Source organism: Aeromonas sp. Y293-4, from assembly GCF_027705905.1.
In the GTDB taxonomy this organism is placed as follows: domain Bacteria; phylum Pseudomonadota; class Gammaproteobacteria; order Enterobacterales; family Aeromonadaceae; genus Aeromonas; species Aeromonas veronii.
The window spans coordinates 166,234-180,974 of record NZ_JAPDCI010000003.1; the positions used below are offsets into that span (position 1 = coordinate 166,234).

General features: G+C 59.6%; 12 protein-coding genes. 5 read left to right on the forward strand and 7 right to left on the reverse strand.

Annotation, left to right across the window (positions count from 1 at the left end; all coding sequences use genetic code 11):
* Nucleotides 1-167 precede the first annotated feature (167 nt).
* Genes OKC31_RS04705 through folA form a run of 3 tightly spaced genes read left to right on the forward strand, consistent with a single transcriptional unit; the run spans nt 168 to nt 1,939 of the window.
* The gene (locus tag OKC31_RS04705; protein WP_005348133.1) at nt 168-965 is read left to right on the forward strand and encodes a threonine/serine exporter family protein; all 798 of its coding nucleotides are present in this window, start codon (nt 168-170) and stop codon (nt 963-965) included.
* Nucleotides 962-1,429, forward strand: a complete 468-nt coding sequence (locus OKC31_RS04710; RefSeq protein ID WP_026035076.1) for a threonine/serine exporter family protein — start codon at nt 962-964, stop codon at nt 1,427-1,429. Before OKC31_RS04705 ends, OKC31_RS04710 begins: the two co-directional genes overlap by 4 nt.
* 18 nt (nt 1,430-1,447) lie before the next feature.
* Nucleotides 1,448-1,939 carry a type 3 dihydrofolate reductase gene (gene folA / locus OKC31_RS04715; protein WP_270656379.1) on the forward strand — a complete coding sequence of 164 codons (492 nt, stop codon included), beginning with the start codon at nt 1,448-1,450 and terminating at the stop codon, nt 1,937-1,939.
* A gap of 79 nt (nt 1,940-2,018) precedes the next feature.
* Here folA and OKC31_RS04720 read toward each other — a convergent pair whose 3' ends face one another.
* From OKC31_RS04720 to prfB, 5 genes are all read right to left on the reverse strand, one after another.
* Nucleotides 2,019-2,813 carry a phosphoadenylyl-sulfate reductase gene (locus OKC31_RS04720; protein WP_139409024.1) on the reverse strand — a complete coding sequence of 265 codons (795 nt, stop codon included), beginning with the start codon at nt 2,811-2,813 and terminating at the stop codon, nt 2,019-2,021.
* Nucleotides 2,803-4,527: an assimilatory sulfite reductase (NADPH) hemoprotein subunit gene (gene cysI / locus OKC31_RS04725; protein ID WP_270656381.1), complete on the reverse strand. Its 1,725-nt coding sequence runs from the start codon at nt 4,525-4,527 to the stop codon at nt 2,803-2,805. Before cysI ends, OKC31_RS04720 begins: the two co-directional genes overlap by 11 nt.
* Entirely contained in the window at nt 4,527-6,317 is a 1,791-nt protein-coding gene (locus tag OKC31_RS04730) for an assimilatory sulfite reductase (NADPH) flavoprotein subunit (protein WP_270656382.1), read from the reverse strand. The genes cysI and OKC31_RS04730 overlap by 1 nt, the downstream gene beginning before the upstream one ends.
* A 211-nt stretch (nt 6,318-6,528) precedes the next feature.
* Complete coding sequence (gene lysS / locus OKC31_RS04735; protein WP_005335201.1) at nt 6,529-8,064, reverse strand: lysine--tRNA ligase; 1,536 nt, start codon at nt 8,062-8,064, stop codon at nt 6,529-6,531.
* Nucleotides 8,065-8,080: 16 nt separating this feature from the next.
* A protein-coding gene (prfB, locus tag OKC31_RS04740; protein WP_100645262.1) for a peptide chain release factor 2 occupies nt 8,081-9,179 on the reverse strand; the annotation gives its coding sequence in 2 pieces (ribosomal slippage) (nt 8,081-9,103 and nt 9,105-9,179; 1,098 coding nt in all).
* Nucleotides 9,180-9,435: 256 nt separating this feature from the next.
* Between prfB and OKC31_RS04745 the strand changes: the two genes are divergently transcribed.
* Nucleotides 9,436-11,307: a methyl-accepting chemotaxis protein gene (locus OKC31_RS04745; protein ID WP_110302621.1), complete on the forward strand. Its 1,872-nt coding sequence runs from the start codon at nt 9,436-9,438 to the stop codon at nt 11,305-11,307.
* 215 nt (nt 11,308-11,522) lie between these two features.
* Here the strand turns inward: OKC31_RS04745 and gltS are convergent, their stop codons facing one another.
* Nucleotides 11,523-12,722: a sodium/glutamate symporter gene (gene gltS, locus OKC31_RS04750; RefSeq protein WP_005348115.1), complete on the reverse strand. Its 1,200-nt coding sequence runs from the start codon at nt 12,720-12,722 to the stop codon at nt 11,523-11,525.
* Between the two features lie 446 nt (nt 12,723-13,168).
* Between gltS and ansA the strand changes: the two genes are divergently transcribed.
* Nucleotides 13,169-14,176, forward strand: a complete 1,008-nt coding sequence (gene ansA / locus OKC31_RS04755; protein WP_042054747.1) for an asparaginase — start codon at nt 13,169-13,171, stop codon at nt 14,174-14,176.
* A 250-nt stretch (nt 14,177-14,426) separates the two neighbouring features.
* On the opposite strand, the gene OKC31_RS04760 is transcribed toward ansA, so the two are convergent.
* Nucleotides 14,427-14,720 (reverse strand): YeaC family protein, encoded by a 294-nt coding sequence (locus OKC31_RS04760; RefSeq protein ID WP_151286082.1) that lies wholly within the window; start codon nt 14,718-14,720, stop codon nt 14,427-14,429.
* Between the last annotated feature and the right edge of the window lie 21 nt (nt 14,721-14,741).

Below are 14,741 nucleotides of genomic sequence, written 5' to 3' on the forward strand. Positions count from 1 at the left end.
GACCTGATTGTTATGGTTTTTAATGTTAGTCGTAATGTATTTGTGATGTAATCTCTTTTCTCCTTCTTGTAATAACTTATTAGTCAGGTTGTGATAGGGGTGGATGAATAACAGTAAAAGTTAGGCTAATATGGCCGAAATTTTTATTGCTACGACTCGAAGGGATTATGAGAAGTATCACACCAAGACGGGTGTTGTCGCGGGAGCAACAGACAGAGATCACCCGCATTATCGTCAAGGTGGGTCAGATGTTGGCCCAGTTCGGGGCGGAGAGCCGGATCATCGAGCAGACCACGGTGCGGCTGGGGATGGCGCTGGGGCTGGAGAGTGTCGAAATGGCCATCTCTTCCAGTGCCATCGTGCTCACCAGTCTCTATCAGGGGGGTTGCGTCACCACTACCCGGCGGGTGCGCGAACATGGCATCAATATGCAGGTGGTGTGCGAGATCCAGCGGATCTGCATCATGGCGGAAAAAGAGCTGATCGGTGCCCGTGAAGTGCGCCAGCGCCTCGAAGCCATCGTCCCTTTCCACTATCACCCCTGGTTGGTGGTCCCCATGGTGGGGCTCTCCTGTGGTGCCTTTAGCCTGCTGTTTGGCGGTGACTGGCCCATCTTCCTGGTGACCTGTTTCTCGTCTGCCGTGGCGATGCGGGTGCGCCAGCTGATGGCCCGCCATCACCATAGCCCGCTCATCAACTTTGCCGCCACCGGCTTTATTGCCACCTTGCTCTCCTCCAGCGCCACCTTCTTCAACTGGGGTGACCAGCCCTATCTCGCCATGGCGGCCAGCGTGCTGCTGCTGGTGCCGGGCTTTCCGCTGATCAATGCGGTCTCCGACATGGTGAAGGGCTACTTCAACATGGGCTTGGCCCGCTGGGGGACCGCGACCCTGCTGACCATCAGCGCCGCCATAGGTATCATTTTGGCCATGTCGGTCACGGGGATCTGGGGGTGGAAAGTATGATGGATTTGCTCTGGCTACTGGCCAAGGATGCTTTCTGGTCCTCCATTCCGGCGGTGGGGTTTGCCATGCTGTTCAACGTGCCACCACGGATGCTGAAGTATTGCGCCATGGGCGGCGCGCTGGCCCACAGCTTGCGTACCCTGCTGATCCACTACGGCATGCCCATCGAGTGGGCGACGCTGGCGGCGGCGACCACGGTCGGCTTTGTCTGCGTCTACTGGTCGCGCCGTCTGCTGGCACCGCGTCCGGTGTTCAGCGTGGCTTCCATCATTCCGATGATCCCGGGCAGTTATGCGTTCAAGACCATGATTGCGGTGGTGGAGCTCAACATCAACGGCGTGACCATGGAGTTGATTCAGAGTGCGGTGGAGAACGGCCTCAAGGCGCTCTTTATCGTCGGTGCCCTCAGTTTCGGTTTGGCGATCCCCTCTCTGGTCGTGTACCGTAACCGCCCCATAATCTGACAGACGGTGAGAGGCCCCATGAAGATTTCCATGATTGCCGCCATGGCCCACGACAGGGTGATCGGCAAGGACAACCAGATGCCCTGGCATCTGCCTGCCGATCTGGCTCACTTCAAGCGTGTCACCCTCGGTAAACCGGTATTGATGGGGCGCAAGACCTTCGAATCCATCGGTCGACCGCTGCCCGGACGGCGCAATCTGGTGATCAGCCGCAATCCCGATTATCAGGCTGAGGGCATTGAGGTGGTGGGCTCCGTCGAGTCGGCGCTGGCGCTGTTGGCAGGCAGCTCGGTGGAGGAGTTGATGGTGATCGGTGGTGGTCATCTCTATGCCGAGATGTTGCCGAGCGCGGATTGTCTCTACCTGACCCGCATCGATCTGGCGGTGGAGGGGGATACCCGCTTCCCTGCTTTTGACGATGGTCAGTGGCAACGCGTTGATTGTGAGAGCCACCCTGCCGATGAGAAGAACCCGCACCCCTATAGCTTTGAGACCTGGCTGCGCCGCTGACGGGCGAATGCTAATGGGCAAACAACAACAAGGGCATCTTCGGATGCCCTTGTTGTTCTGTTGGGTTTTCAAGACGGGATTAGATGCCTGAGCCGTCGTTCTCGCCATTTTCCTCGTGCAAACCGCACTCGCGCTTGAGGCCGAAGAAGCGGGTCTGCTCCTCGCTCATGCCCGGCTCCCACTTGGCGGTGGTGTGGACATCGCCCACCGAGAGATAACCCTGCTCCCACAGCGGGTGGTAGGGGAGGTCGAACTCCTTGAAGTAGTAGAAGACATCCTTGTTGCTCCAGTCGATCACCGGCAGGAACTTGAAGCGGCCGCGCTGGATGCCCAACACCGGCAGCTTGCCACGGCTGCCGGACTGCTCCCGGCGCAGGCCGGAGAACCAGGTCTGTGCCCCCAGCTCACGCAGGGCGCGGTCCATCGGCTCCACCTTGTTGAGCTGGTTGTAGCGGGTGATCCCCTCCACGCCCTGCTCCCACAAGAGGCCAAATCGCGCCTCCTGCCAGGCAGGGCTGAGCTCGGCCCGGTAGATCTTCAGGTTGAGTGCGAGGCGCTCGGTCAGCTCGTCGATGAAACGGTAGGTTTCCGGGAACAGATAACCGGTATCGGTCAGCACTACGGGCACGTCGGCCCGCTCGCGGCTTACCAGATGGAGCATCAGCGCCGCCTGAATGCCGAAGCTGGATGAGAGCACATGCTCCCCCGGCAGATTGGCCAGAGCCCAGCGCACCCGCTCGGGGGCGCTCATGGTATCCAGCTCCCGGTTGAGGGGCGCCAGTGCCTCGGCCTGCTCTTCACGGCCGAGGGCCAGCAGTGCCTGCAGGTCAAGGCGGCCATCTTCAGTGACATTAAGCGGCAGATTAAGCGGCATAGAAGTCCCTCGCAGAATCGATAACGGGGGCAATCACCCCAACCCGGATCACGAAGTCGCCGAAGCACTCACCCTGATTTCGCTCGGTGGCCCAGCGGCCGATCAACGCGTCCAGTTCGGCCAGGATCTGCGGCTCGGTGATGTTCTCCTGATAGAGGCGCGGAATGCGGGTGCCCTCCAGATTGCCCCCCAGATGCAGGTTGTAGCGGCCGGGCGCCTTGCCCACCAGACCTACTTCCGCCAGCATGGCGCGGCCGCAGCCGTTGGGGCAGCCGGTGACCCGGAAGATGATGGCGTTATCCGCCAGGCCGTGCTTGGCCAGTAAGCCCTCGATGTCGGTGACAAACGCGGGCAGCATGCGTTCGGCTTCAGCCATCGCCAACGGGCAGGTGGGCAGGGCCACGCAGGCCATCGACTGCTTGCGCTGCTCGCTCACGCCGTCATCCAGCAGGCCGTATTGGCGCGCCAGCCCTTCGATGCGGGCCTTCTCGCTGGCAGGCACCCCGGCGATGATCAGGTTCTGGTTGGCGGTCAGGCGAAAATCCCCCTGATGCACCTTGGCGATCTCCAGCATGCCGGTTTTGAGCGGCTTGCCCGGGAAGTCCAGCAGGCGGCCATTCTCGATAAACAGGGTGAGGTGGTGCTTGCCGTCGATCCCCTCGACCCAACCGAAGCGATCGCCCCGTCTGGTGAACTCATAGGGGCGAACCGGCCCGAACTGGATGCCGGCGCGGCTCTCCACCTCGGCCTTGAAGGCTTCGACGCCAACCCGTTCAAGGGTGTACTTGGTCTTGGCGTTCTTGCGGTTTACCCGGTTACCCCAGTCGCGCTGGGTGCTGACCACGGCGGCCGCCACCTCCAGCACGTGGGAGAGCGGAATAAAGCCAAAGTCGCTCGCCTTGCGCGGGTAGGTGCTGGTGTCGCCGTGGGTCATGGCCAGCCCGCCGCCCACCAGCACGTTGAAGCCTACCAGCTTGCCATGCTCGGCAATCGCCACGAAGTTGAGATCGTTGGCGTGGATATCCACGTCGTTATGAGGCGGGATCACCACAGTGGTCTTGAATTTGCGCGGCAGGTAGTTGGACCCCAATATCGGCTCCTCATCCTGCCCCAGTTTTTCACCGTCCAGCCAGATCTCCACGTAGGCGCGGGTCTTGGGTAGCAGGTGTTCGGATATCTTCTTGGCCCACTCGTAGGCCTCCTGATGCAGTTCGGACTCCACCGGGTTGCTGGTGCAGAGCACGTTGCGGTTCACGTCGCCCGCGGTGGCAATACTGTCGATACCGGTGCTGTTGAGGGTCTGGTGCATCAGCTTGATGTCGCGCTTCAATACCCCGTGGAACTGGAAGGTCTGACGGGTGGTCAGGCGGATGCTGCCGTAGAGGCTGTGCTCTTCGGCGAACTTGTCGATGATCTGCCACTGGGCCGGGGTGATGATCCCACCCGGCAGGCGGGCACGCAGCATGACGTTGTGCAGCGGTTCCAGCTTCTGGGCGGCGCGCTCCGGGCGGATGTCGCGGTCATCCTGCTGATACATGCCGTGAAAGCGGATCAGCTGGAAATTGTCGCCGTTAAAGCCGCCGGTGAGCGGATCCTGCAGATCTTGCTCAATGGTGCCACGCAGGAAGTTGCTCTCGCGCTTGAGGCGCTCGTTGTCGGCCAGCGGCCCTTCGACCGGTCCCGCTGTTGGGTGAGAAAGAGGTTGTTTGCTCATCAATAGACATCCCTTTGATAACGTTTGGCACGACGCAATTCGCTCAAATACTCTTCTGCTTCCTCACGGCTCTTGTGGCCGTGTTCGGCAATCACTTCCAGCAGGGCCTCCTGCACATCCTTGGCCATCTTGTTGGCGTCGCCACACACATAGAAGTGAGCGCCTGCTTCCAGCCACTGGTAGAGCTCAAGCCCTGCCTCGCGCAGGCGGTCCTGCACATAAATCTTGTTGGCCTGATCCCGGCTGAAGGCTAGCGAGATCTTCGACAGCAGCCCCGATTTCACATAACGCTGCCACTCCACCTGATAGAGGAAATCCTGGGTAAAGTGGGGGTTGCCGAAGAAGAGCCAGTTCTTGCCTTCCGCGCCCTGAGCTTCCCGCTCCTGCATAAAGGCGCGGAACGGGGCGATGCCGGTGCCCGGGCCCACCATGATGACGGGGGTGTCGGGGTTTTGCGGCAGGCGGAAGTTGTCGTTGTGCTCCACGAATACCCGCACCTCGCCATCCTCAATCAGCCGATCCGCCAGATAGGAGGAGGCGGCGCCAGAGCGCACTGTGCCATCTTCCTGCGGGTAACGCACCACGCCGACGGTCAGGTGCACCTCCTCTTCCACCTCGCTCTGGGCAGAGGCGATGGAGTAGAGGCGCGGGGTGAGGGGTCGCAGCAGGCCAACCAGCTGCTCGGCCGTGAGGGCGGTCGGGAAACGCTTGAGCACATCCACCACCTGGGCAGAGGCGACCAGTGCATTGACCTGGGCCTTGTCGCCTGCCAGATCTTTCAGCGCTGCGTTGTCCGATATGTCAGCGAGTCCTGTGATAAAGCCGCCGTGCAGCCGGGTCAGTTCGAAGTGACTGGTCAGGGCCGCGCGCAAGGTGCCGTGGGCCGTGGCTTCATCGCCAGAGAGGCCGGTCAGGGCCAGCACTTCATTAACCAGTTCTGCATCGTTGTCGAACCAGACGCCGAGGGCATCACCCGGTTGATAGGTAATGCCGGAGTCGGCCAGATTGATCTCGATATGGCGGATATCCTTGGTGGAATCTCGGCCAGTTATCTTCTGATTGACCGACAGGCGTGCAGGGAAGGGGTTCTCCTTGCTGTACTGGCTGTGGCCAACCGCCTGCTGCACCGCGCTGGCTACGCTGCTGCTGGCTGCTCCGGTAGAGAGGGTTGCGGTGATGGCGTTGAGTGCCTGTTCGCTCCACGCCTTGGCTGCATCCTGATAATCCACATCAAGGCTGGCGAGCTCATAAATGCGCTCGGCTCCAGCGGTGGCGAGGAAGTTGTCAAAATCTTTGCCGGTCTGGCAGAAAAATTCGTAGGAGCTGTCACCCAGCCCCAGCACCGCGAACTTGAGGCCGTCCAGTTTGCCAACCTTGCCTTTTTTAAGCTGCTCGAACAGATCGACGGCGCTCTCCGGCGGTTCACCCTCCCCGTAAGTGCTCACTACCACCAGCAGGTGGCTCTCTTTCTTGAGCTGCTTGGGTTTGTAGTCGGCCATCGACGCTAGGGTGACGGGTAGGCCGCGGGCCTCTGCCTGCGCCTTGATGGCAGTGGCGACACCTTTGGCGTTGCCGGTCTGGGAGCCGTAGAGAATGGTCAGGCTGCCGCTGGGGGCAGCCACGGCGGCGCTGGTTGCAACGCTCTGCTGACCGGTCTGGGAGAGGCCGTAGAGATATCCGCTCACCCAGGCCAGTTGCTGGGTATTGAGGGTCGAGAGTACCTGACCCAACTGACGTTGCTGCTCGTCAGAGAGGGGGGAGAGGTTGAATGGGGAATCCTTCAATTGCATCACACGCGTCTTCCATGGTCTGATTTTTGGCCAGATTAAAGGGCGTGCTGGATAACAACAAAGAATAAAAATATCTTCTTTATTCCATTATTGAATTTATAAAGTGATTTGACGGTAAAGGAGATAGAAAAACGCCCCGCAGTTGCGGGGCGTTTTTATTGGCTATCACGCTCGGGATTGACCCAAGGGATTTAGCTGGCTTCTGTGGGCCTTACTTCTGCGGACGCAGGGCAGGGAACAGAATAACGTCACGGATGGTGTGGCTGTTGGTGAACAGCATGACCAGACGGTCGATACCGATACCCTGACCGGCCGTCGGCGGCAGGCCGTGTTCCAGTGCGGTGACGAAGTCTGCGTCGTAGAACATGGCTTCGTCGTCGCCAGCTTCTTTCTGATCAACCTGATCCTGGAAGCGCTTGGCCTGATCTTCTGCATCGTTCAGCTCGGAGAAGCCGTTGGCCAGCTCGCGGCCACCGATGAAGAATTCGAAGCGGTCGGTTACGTCCGGGTTCACGTCGTTGCGGCGAGCCAGCGGAGAAACGGCAGCCGGGTACTCGGTGATGAAGGTCGGTTGCAGCAGCATGTGCTCCACGGTCTCTTCGAAGATCGCGGTGATCACGTGGCCCAGTTCCCATCCCTTCATCAGCTCGATGTGCAGACGCTTGGCAACGGCCTTGGCGCTCTCCAGGGTAGCCAGATCGTCCAGAGTTACGTCCGGGTTGAACTTCAGGATGGACTCGACCATGGTGAGGCGCTGGAACGGCTGACCGAAATCGATGGTCAGGCCCTCTTCGCCCTCTTTGGCGTAACGGATCTTGGTGTCGCCCAGAATGTCTTGCGCCAGGGTGCGCAGCAGCTCTTCGGTCAGGTCCATCAGATCGATGTAGTCGGCGTAGGCCATGTAGAACTCGATCATGGTGAACTCGGGGTTGTGACGAACCGAGATACCTTCGTTACGGAAGTTGCGGTTGATCTCGTAGACACGCTCGAAACCACCGACCACCAGACGCTTCAGATAGAGCTCCGGAGCGATACGCAGGTACATGTCGATGTCCAGCGCATTGTGGTGAGTGACGAACGGACGCGCGGAGGCACCACCAGGGATGACTTGCATCATCGGGGTTTCCACTTCCATGAAGCGCTTTTCGTTGAAGAACTTGCGGATACCGGCAACCACCTGGGTGCGGATCATGAAGGTCTTGCGGGACTCTTCGTTGGCGATCAGATCCAGGTAGCGCTGGCGGCAGCGAGCTTCCTGGTCGGTCAGGCCTTTGTGCTTCTCGGGCAGCGGACGCAGTGCCTTGGTCAGCAGGCGGATATCGGAAACGTGAACGGAGAGCTCACCGGTCTGGGTCTTGAACAGGGTACCTTCGACACCCACGATGTCGCCCAGATCCCACTTCTTGAACTGCTCGTTGTAGAAACCTTCCGGCAGGTCGTCACGGGTGACGTAGACCTGGATCTTGCCGGCCATGTCCTGCAGGGTGGCGAAAGAAGCCTTGCCCATGATCCGGCGGGTCATGATGCGACCGGCAATCTTCACCCGTTTACCCAGGCTCGTCAGCTCCTCGGCGCTTTTGTCGTCGAACTCTGCGTGCAGATCGCCAGAGAGGCTGTCGCGACGGAAGTCGTTGGGGAAAGGATTACCCTGGGCGCGCAGGGCGGCCAGCTTGGAACGACGCTCGGTCATCTCGTTGTTGAGTTCGAGAGTTTGGTCGACTTCCGGAGTGATGGTTTGTTCAGACATGGTGATTCCTGCTTGTTTACAGACCTGATTTCAGGCTGGCTTCGATAAACTTGTCCAAGTCACCGTCGAGCACCGATTGGGTATTACGGGTTTCGACGCCGGTGCGCAGATCCTTGATACGGGAGTCATCCAGCACATAGGAACGGATCTGGCTGCCCCAACCGATATCAGACTTGGTCTCTTCCAGGGCTTGTTTCTCAGCGTTCTGCTTCTGAATTTCCAGCTCGTAGAGCTTGGCTTTCAGCTGCTTCATACACTGGTCTTTGTTTTTGTGCTGGGAACGGTCGTTCTGGCACTGTACCACGACACCGGTCGGAACGTGGGTAATACGTACCGCGGATTCGGTTCGGTTAACGTGCTGACCACCGGCACCGGAGGCACGGTAGACGTCGATCCGCAGATCCGCCGGGTTGATCTCGATATCGATATCGTCGTCGATCTCGGGGTAGACGAACACAGAACAGAAGGAGGTGTGACGGCGGCCACCGGAATCGAACGGAGACTTGCGAACCAGACGGTGTACGCCGGTTTCGGTACGCAGCCAGCCGAATGCATATTCGCCGGTGAACTTGATGGTGGCGGATTTGATGCCAGCCACGTCGCCTTCGGAGCATTCAATCAGCTCGGGCTTGTAGCCGTGGGCATCGCCCCAGCGCAGGTACATGCGCAGTACCATGTTGGCCCAATCCTGCGCTTCGGTACCACCGGAGCCGGATTGGATGTCGATATAGCAGTCGGAGCCGTCGTGCTGACCGGAGAACATGCGGCGGAACTCGAGATCCACCAGCTTGGCTTCCAGCTGTTCGGATTCGGCGATGGCTTCGTTGAAGGTCTCTTCGTCTTCCCCTTCCACGGCCAGGCTCACCAGCATCTCGACGTCATCCACGCCCTGGGTCAGGGTGTCGATGGTGCCGACCACGTTTTCCAGCGCAACGCGCTCTTTGCCCAGCGCCTGTGCGCGCTCGGGTTCATTCCATACGTCCGGCTGTTCCAGCTCGGCGTTGACCTCTTCTAGACGCTCTTTCTTGGCGTCATAGTCAAAGGTACCCCCTAAGAAGCTCGGTCCGCTCAGACAGCTCCTTAAGTTTATTTAATACGGGATTAACTTCGAACATCGTGAAAACTCTCAGGGTCGATGTGATTTAAAAACGGGATATTCTAGCCAATTGTGGAAGGAATAAACAGGGTTGCCTTGGCTTGTGCGGCTCATGCCGTCAATTTCTGGTGCACTTTTCTCCACCTCGGTAGAAAATATCGCCCGCAGACCCATTTTCAGGTTCAGTTTTGGCCATTCGGGTCGCTAATGACTACGTGTAGTGTTGTGCAATTTAGGGAAAAACCCGCTCCTCACCTCAATAAGAAGAACACATGATGAAAAACCTGTCACTCAAGCAGAAGATACTGTTGTCAGTGGTGATCGCCCTTTCGTTGGTGATTTTGTTGCTCTCCTGGCAGAGCTATAGCAGCCAGAAATCCCTGTTGCTGCAAGGCAGCCAGGAGCAGTTGCAACGGCTGGGTACCCAGCAGGCCGAGCGTGTCAGCGACTGGCTCGCAGCCCGTCGCGACGTGATCCAGGCGCTCGGCAACAAGGCCGGTGCCGACCCCCTCAATGCCTTGCAACAGGCACAAGTCTCCGGCCGTTTCCAGCTCACCTATTTCGGTGAGAGCAGCGGCAAGATGAATGACTCCGATCCCTCCATCAACCGCGATGGCTACGACCCGCGCTCCCGCGGCTGGTATCAGGAGGCGATGAGCAAAGGTGGCCTGATTGTCACCAAACCCTATCTCGATGTGGCTTACAACATCATGGTGGTGACCCTGGCCCAGCCGGTTTCTGGCGGGGTAGTCGGTGGTGACCTCTCCATCGCCTCGCTAGTGGAAGACGTGACCAAGATGCAGCTGCCTGCCGACGGTTTCGCCATCATGATGCACAAGGATGGCACCATCATCGCCTACAAGGATGCCGCCAAGGCGATGAAACCGGCCAGCGAGATCGACAACGATCTGACCAACGCGCTGATCGAGCAGAGCAAGTCGAGCAAGGATCTGGTACCAGCTTATTTTGACAGCGAAGGTCGCGACAAGCTGCTGTGGGCGGTTGATATCCCCGACACAGACTGGGAACTGGTGCTGGTGCTGGACAAGGCCGCGCTGGAAGCGCCGCTCTCCTCTCTGCTGATGACCCAGCTGGGGATGGCGCTGCTGGTGCTGGTGGGTAGCATCCTCGCTATCTCCTGGCTGGTCAGCATGCTGCTTGGCCCGCTCACCAAGGTCTCCCAGGCACTGGCCCGCATTGCCGATGGTAACGGCGATCTGACCCAGCGCATCAAGATCGACGCCAACGACGAAGTGGGCCAACTGGCCAACAGCTTCAACCGTTTCGTCGGTAGCCAGCATCAGCTGATCGGCAATATCCGTCAGCTGGCCAACGAGTTGAACGCCGATGCCGAGCGCAGTCTGGTGACCAACCAGGCCGCGGTGGACGAGCTGCAGCGTCAGCAGCAGGAGGTGACCATGGTCGCCACGGCAGTCACCGAGATGGCAAGCGCCACCATGGAGATCGCCGGCAACGCCGAGAACACCGCCGCCGCTGCCCAGCAATCTGCCCAGAGCAGCGAGCAGGGCAAAATGCTGGTCAACAAGACTCGCCAGTCCATCAATGGTCTGGCCGAAGAGGTGGGGCAGGCGACCGAGGTGATCGGCGAGCTGAGCCGCCACGCGCAGGCCATCACCAGCATTCTCTCCACCATTCAGGGGATTGCCGAACAGACCAACCTGCTGGCACTGAACGCAGCCATCGAAGCGGCTCGCGCCGGTGAGCAGGGTCGTGGTTTTGCGGTGGTCGCTGACGAGGTGCGGGTGCTGTCGCGCCGTACTCAGGACTCCACCCAGCAGATCCAGTCCACCATCGAGACACTGCAACAGACCACTGCCCGCGCGGTGAGCCTGATGCAGACCAGTCAGGGACTGGCGGACAACAGCGTGCAGGATGCCGATCAGGCGGTGCGCGCGCTGGAAGAGATCACCAGCGCCATCTCCCTCATCTCCGACATGGCGGGTCAGATCGCCACTGCCGCCGAGGAGCAGACCCAGGTGACCGGCGAGATCACCCAGAACACCACCGCCATCAAGGATGTGAGTGACGAGATCACCGCCGCCGCCATGCGCGATCTGGATCAGGCCCACAGCCTCAAAGGGCGTGCTGCTGACCTTAACCAGCAGGTGTCGACCTTTATCCTGTAAAGTGCAACTCTCGGCCTGTTCCGGCTGAGATAAACAAGCCCCGCCCTCTGTCGAGTGCGGGGCTTTTTGTTGTTCGGGGGATTCCGGGTAGTTCGGGTTGCTCGCGGGTCATCCTGGTGCCGGATACGTGCCCCTGCGTCAGCTGGCGAGTAGAGAACAAACAAAGAGCCCACCGAAAGGTGGGCTCTGATCATATACGTCTGACGGAAAGGGAATTACAGGAATGGCATCGCCATAAACAGCTTGATCACCATGGCGTTGATGATGTCGATAAAGAAGGCCCCCACCATGGGCACTACCAGAAACGCCAGGTGGGAGGGACCGAAGCGCTGGGTGATGGCCTGCATGTTGGCAATCGCGGTCGGGGTGGCCCCGAGGCCAAAGCCGCAGTGACCTGCTGCCAGTACGGCCGCATCGTAATTTTTACCCATCACCCGGAAGGTGACGAAGATGGCGTAGAGCGCCATCGCCACGGTCTGGGCGGCCAGCAGAATGAAGATGGGCAGCGCCAGGCTGGCCAGATCCCACAGTTTCAGGCTCATCAGTGCCATGGCGAGGAACAGCGACAGGCTGACGTTGCCCAGCAGGGAGACCTCGCGATCGCTCACCTCATGCCAGTTCAGCAGGGTCAGGACGTTGCGCAGCAGCACGCCGACAAACAGCACGCAGACAAAGATCGGCAGCTCGAAGGCGCCCCCTTTGAGGGAAGCAGAGAGCAGCTCGCCGCCCTTGAGGCTGATGGCGATCAGCGCCAGCGTCTCGATAACGCTGAAAGTGGTGAGGGGGCGCTCCATATCCGGCATTTCGAAGCCCTGGGGGGCCTCATCCTGATTGTGCTCCTCACCGGGCACCTGCACTTTCTTCACCAGATAGCGGGCGACTGGGCCACCGATCAGGCCGCCCAGCACCAGACCAAAAGTGGCACAGGCGATGGCGAGCTCAGCGGCGGATTGCACGCCGTACTTCTCGGAGAAGGTTGCGCTCCAGGCCGCCCCGGTGCCGTGGCCGCCGGAGAGAGTGATGGAGCCTGCCAGCAGCCCCATGTGGGGATCCAGACCGAGCAGGGTCGCCAGACCGACACCCAGACTGTTTTGCACCAGCAGCAGGCCGGTGACCACCATCAGGAAGGTAACCACCGCCTTGCCGCCGCGTTTCAGGCTGGCGAGATCGGCGGAGAGACCGATGGAGGCGAAGAAGGCCAGCATCAGCGGGGTTTGCAGGCTGGTATCAAATTGCAGCTCCATCTGCAGGGTGGAGCGCAGCAGCAGCAGTACCAGCGCGACCACCAGGCCGCCGGCTACCGGTTTGGGGATGTTGAAGGTACGCAGCAGCCCGACTCGGGTAACCAACACCCGGCCAAGCAGCAATACCAGAGTGGCAGCGACCAGCGTTGCGTAGGAATCAAGTTGTAACATTCAGTACTCCCATGTTGATTGGCTGTGTCTTTCATAGCAAAAGACTTACAGATTCAGCCGGGATGAAAACAGTGTGGCTTATGTGCCAGCAAAGAAGGGGAAACATCTCCCCGCCCCAGGAAAGATGGGGCTTGTGCGGGCCTGAAATGCTCAGGCATCCAGATGAGATTTTAGTAAAATCCGGCGGATTGTAGCAAAAAGCATCGTTTAATTCCATCTTTGTCGTATTAATGCTCGTTTTAGTGGTTTATTGTGACATTTAACACTATGTAGGTAGAGGGCAGAAAAGCCGAAAAGGGTGCATGGAACGGCTGTCATTTGGGGCGCCAGTCTCTATAATTCGCCGGTTTCCGCTGCACGCAGAGGCGCTGGCGGGCGTTGACATTGTGGTTCACCCCGACATGGTTCATATTCCGGCGGTGTTCACTTCATCAAGAGGAGAGGGTGTGAAGAAGTCTATCTACATTGCCTACACAGGCGGCACCATTGGGATGCAGCGTTCCGATCACGGCTACGTGCCGATGGCGGGCTTTATGGAAGACTGTCTGGCGCGTATGCCCGAGTTCCACCGCCCCGAGATGCCGGATTACCATATCCACGAATATGCGCCCCTCATCGACTCCTCCGACATGACCCCGGCGGATTGGCAGCGCATCGCCGAAGACATTCGCGACAACTACGAGAAATACGATGGCTTCGTGATCCTGCATGGCACCGACACCATGTCGTTCACCGCCTCGGCGCTCTCTTTCATGCTGGAAGATCTGCACAAGCCGGTCATCATCACCGGTTCCCAGATCCCGCTGGCCGAGCTGCGCTCCGACGGCCAGCAGAATCTGCTCAACGCCCTCTACATCGCGGCCAACTACCCGATCCACGAGGTGACGCTGTTCTTCAACAATCAGCTCTATCGCGGCAACCGTAGCAAGAAGGTGCACGCCGACGGCTTCCACGCCTTCGACTCCCCCAACTATCCGCCGCTGCTCAACGCCGGGATCGCCATCTCGCTGGAAGCGGGTGAGCTGGGCGTGCCCTCTGCGCGGCCGCTGGTGCTGCACGATATCACCCCCCAGCCCATCGGCGTGGTGACCCTCTATCCGGGGATCTCCAGCGAGGTGATCGCCAATATCCTGCAACAGCCGGTGAAGGCGCTGATCCTGCTGTCGTTCGGGGTTGGCAATGCGCCGCAGAACCCGGCCATGCTGGCGCTGCTTTCCGAGGCTTCGGCCCGCGGCGTCATCATCGTCAACCTGAGCCAGTGCCTGCACGGCAAGGTCAACATGGGTGGCTATGCCACCGGCAACGCCCTGTCGCGGGCCGGGGTGATCTCGGGCTTTGACATGACCGCCGAAGCGGCGCTCACCAAGCTCCACTTCCTGCTGAGTCAGGACTTGCCATCCCACCGGATTCGCGAGCTGATGCAACAATCCCTGCGCGGGGAGCTGACTCCCTGAGAAACTGTCCGCGACCTTACTGCGAAGGCGTGATCAAGGCTCATGTGCTGCTCGCGTGTTTGTGAACAAGAGGGCTCACGTATATCTATACGCTCCGGTTCCTGCGCTGCTCTTCACCTTGCTGACGTCTTCTCGCTACAGGTCGTGAACAGCTTCTGACCTCCCCACCATGGGGAGAGTGGAAAAAGAGGGGAGCCATAATGGCTCCCCTCTTTGCTGTGGCCGCCGCGAGCGGCCTGCCGAGTCAGGTTCAATGGTTAAGGTCGACCCGCACTATCTCTTCCTCGTCGCGATACTGACGCTTGAGCTCGCTCTTGCTCTTCATCACGATCTCGCCGTCACGACCTATGTTCATGTGCTCGGGATTGTCGATGTGCATCGCCTGCCAGGCCATCACGGCTTGCAGGGAGGTGGCCTTCTGCTCGTCGGTGAGGGGCTTGCCATCGGGCCACTTGCCCAGCTCGACTGCGGTTTTGAGCCGCTCGTACACCTCTTGTGGCATCTGCCTGATAGCTTGTAAAAACTCACCCTGTTGAAACGACATCCGGCCTCTCCTTGAACTATT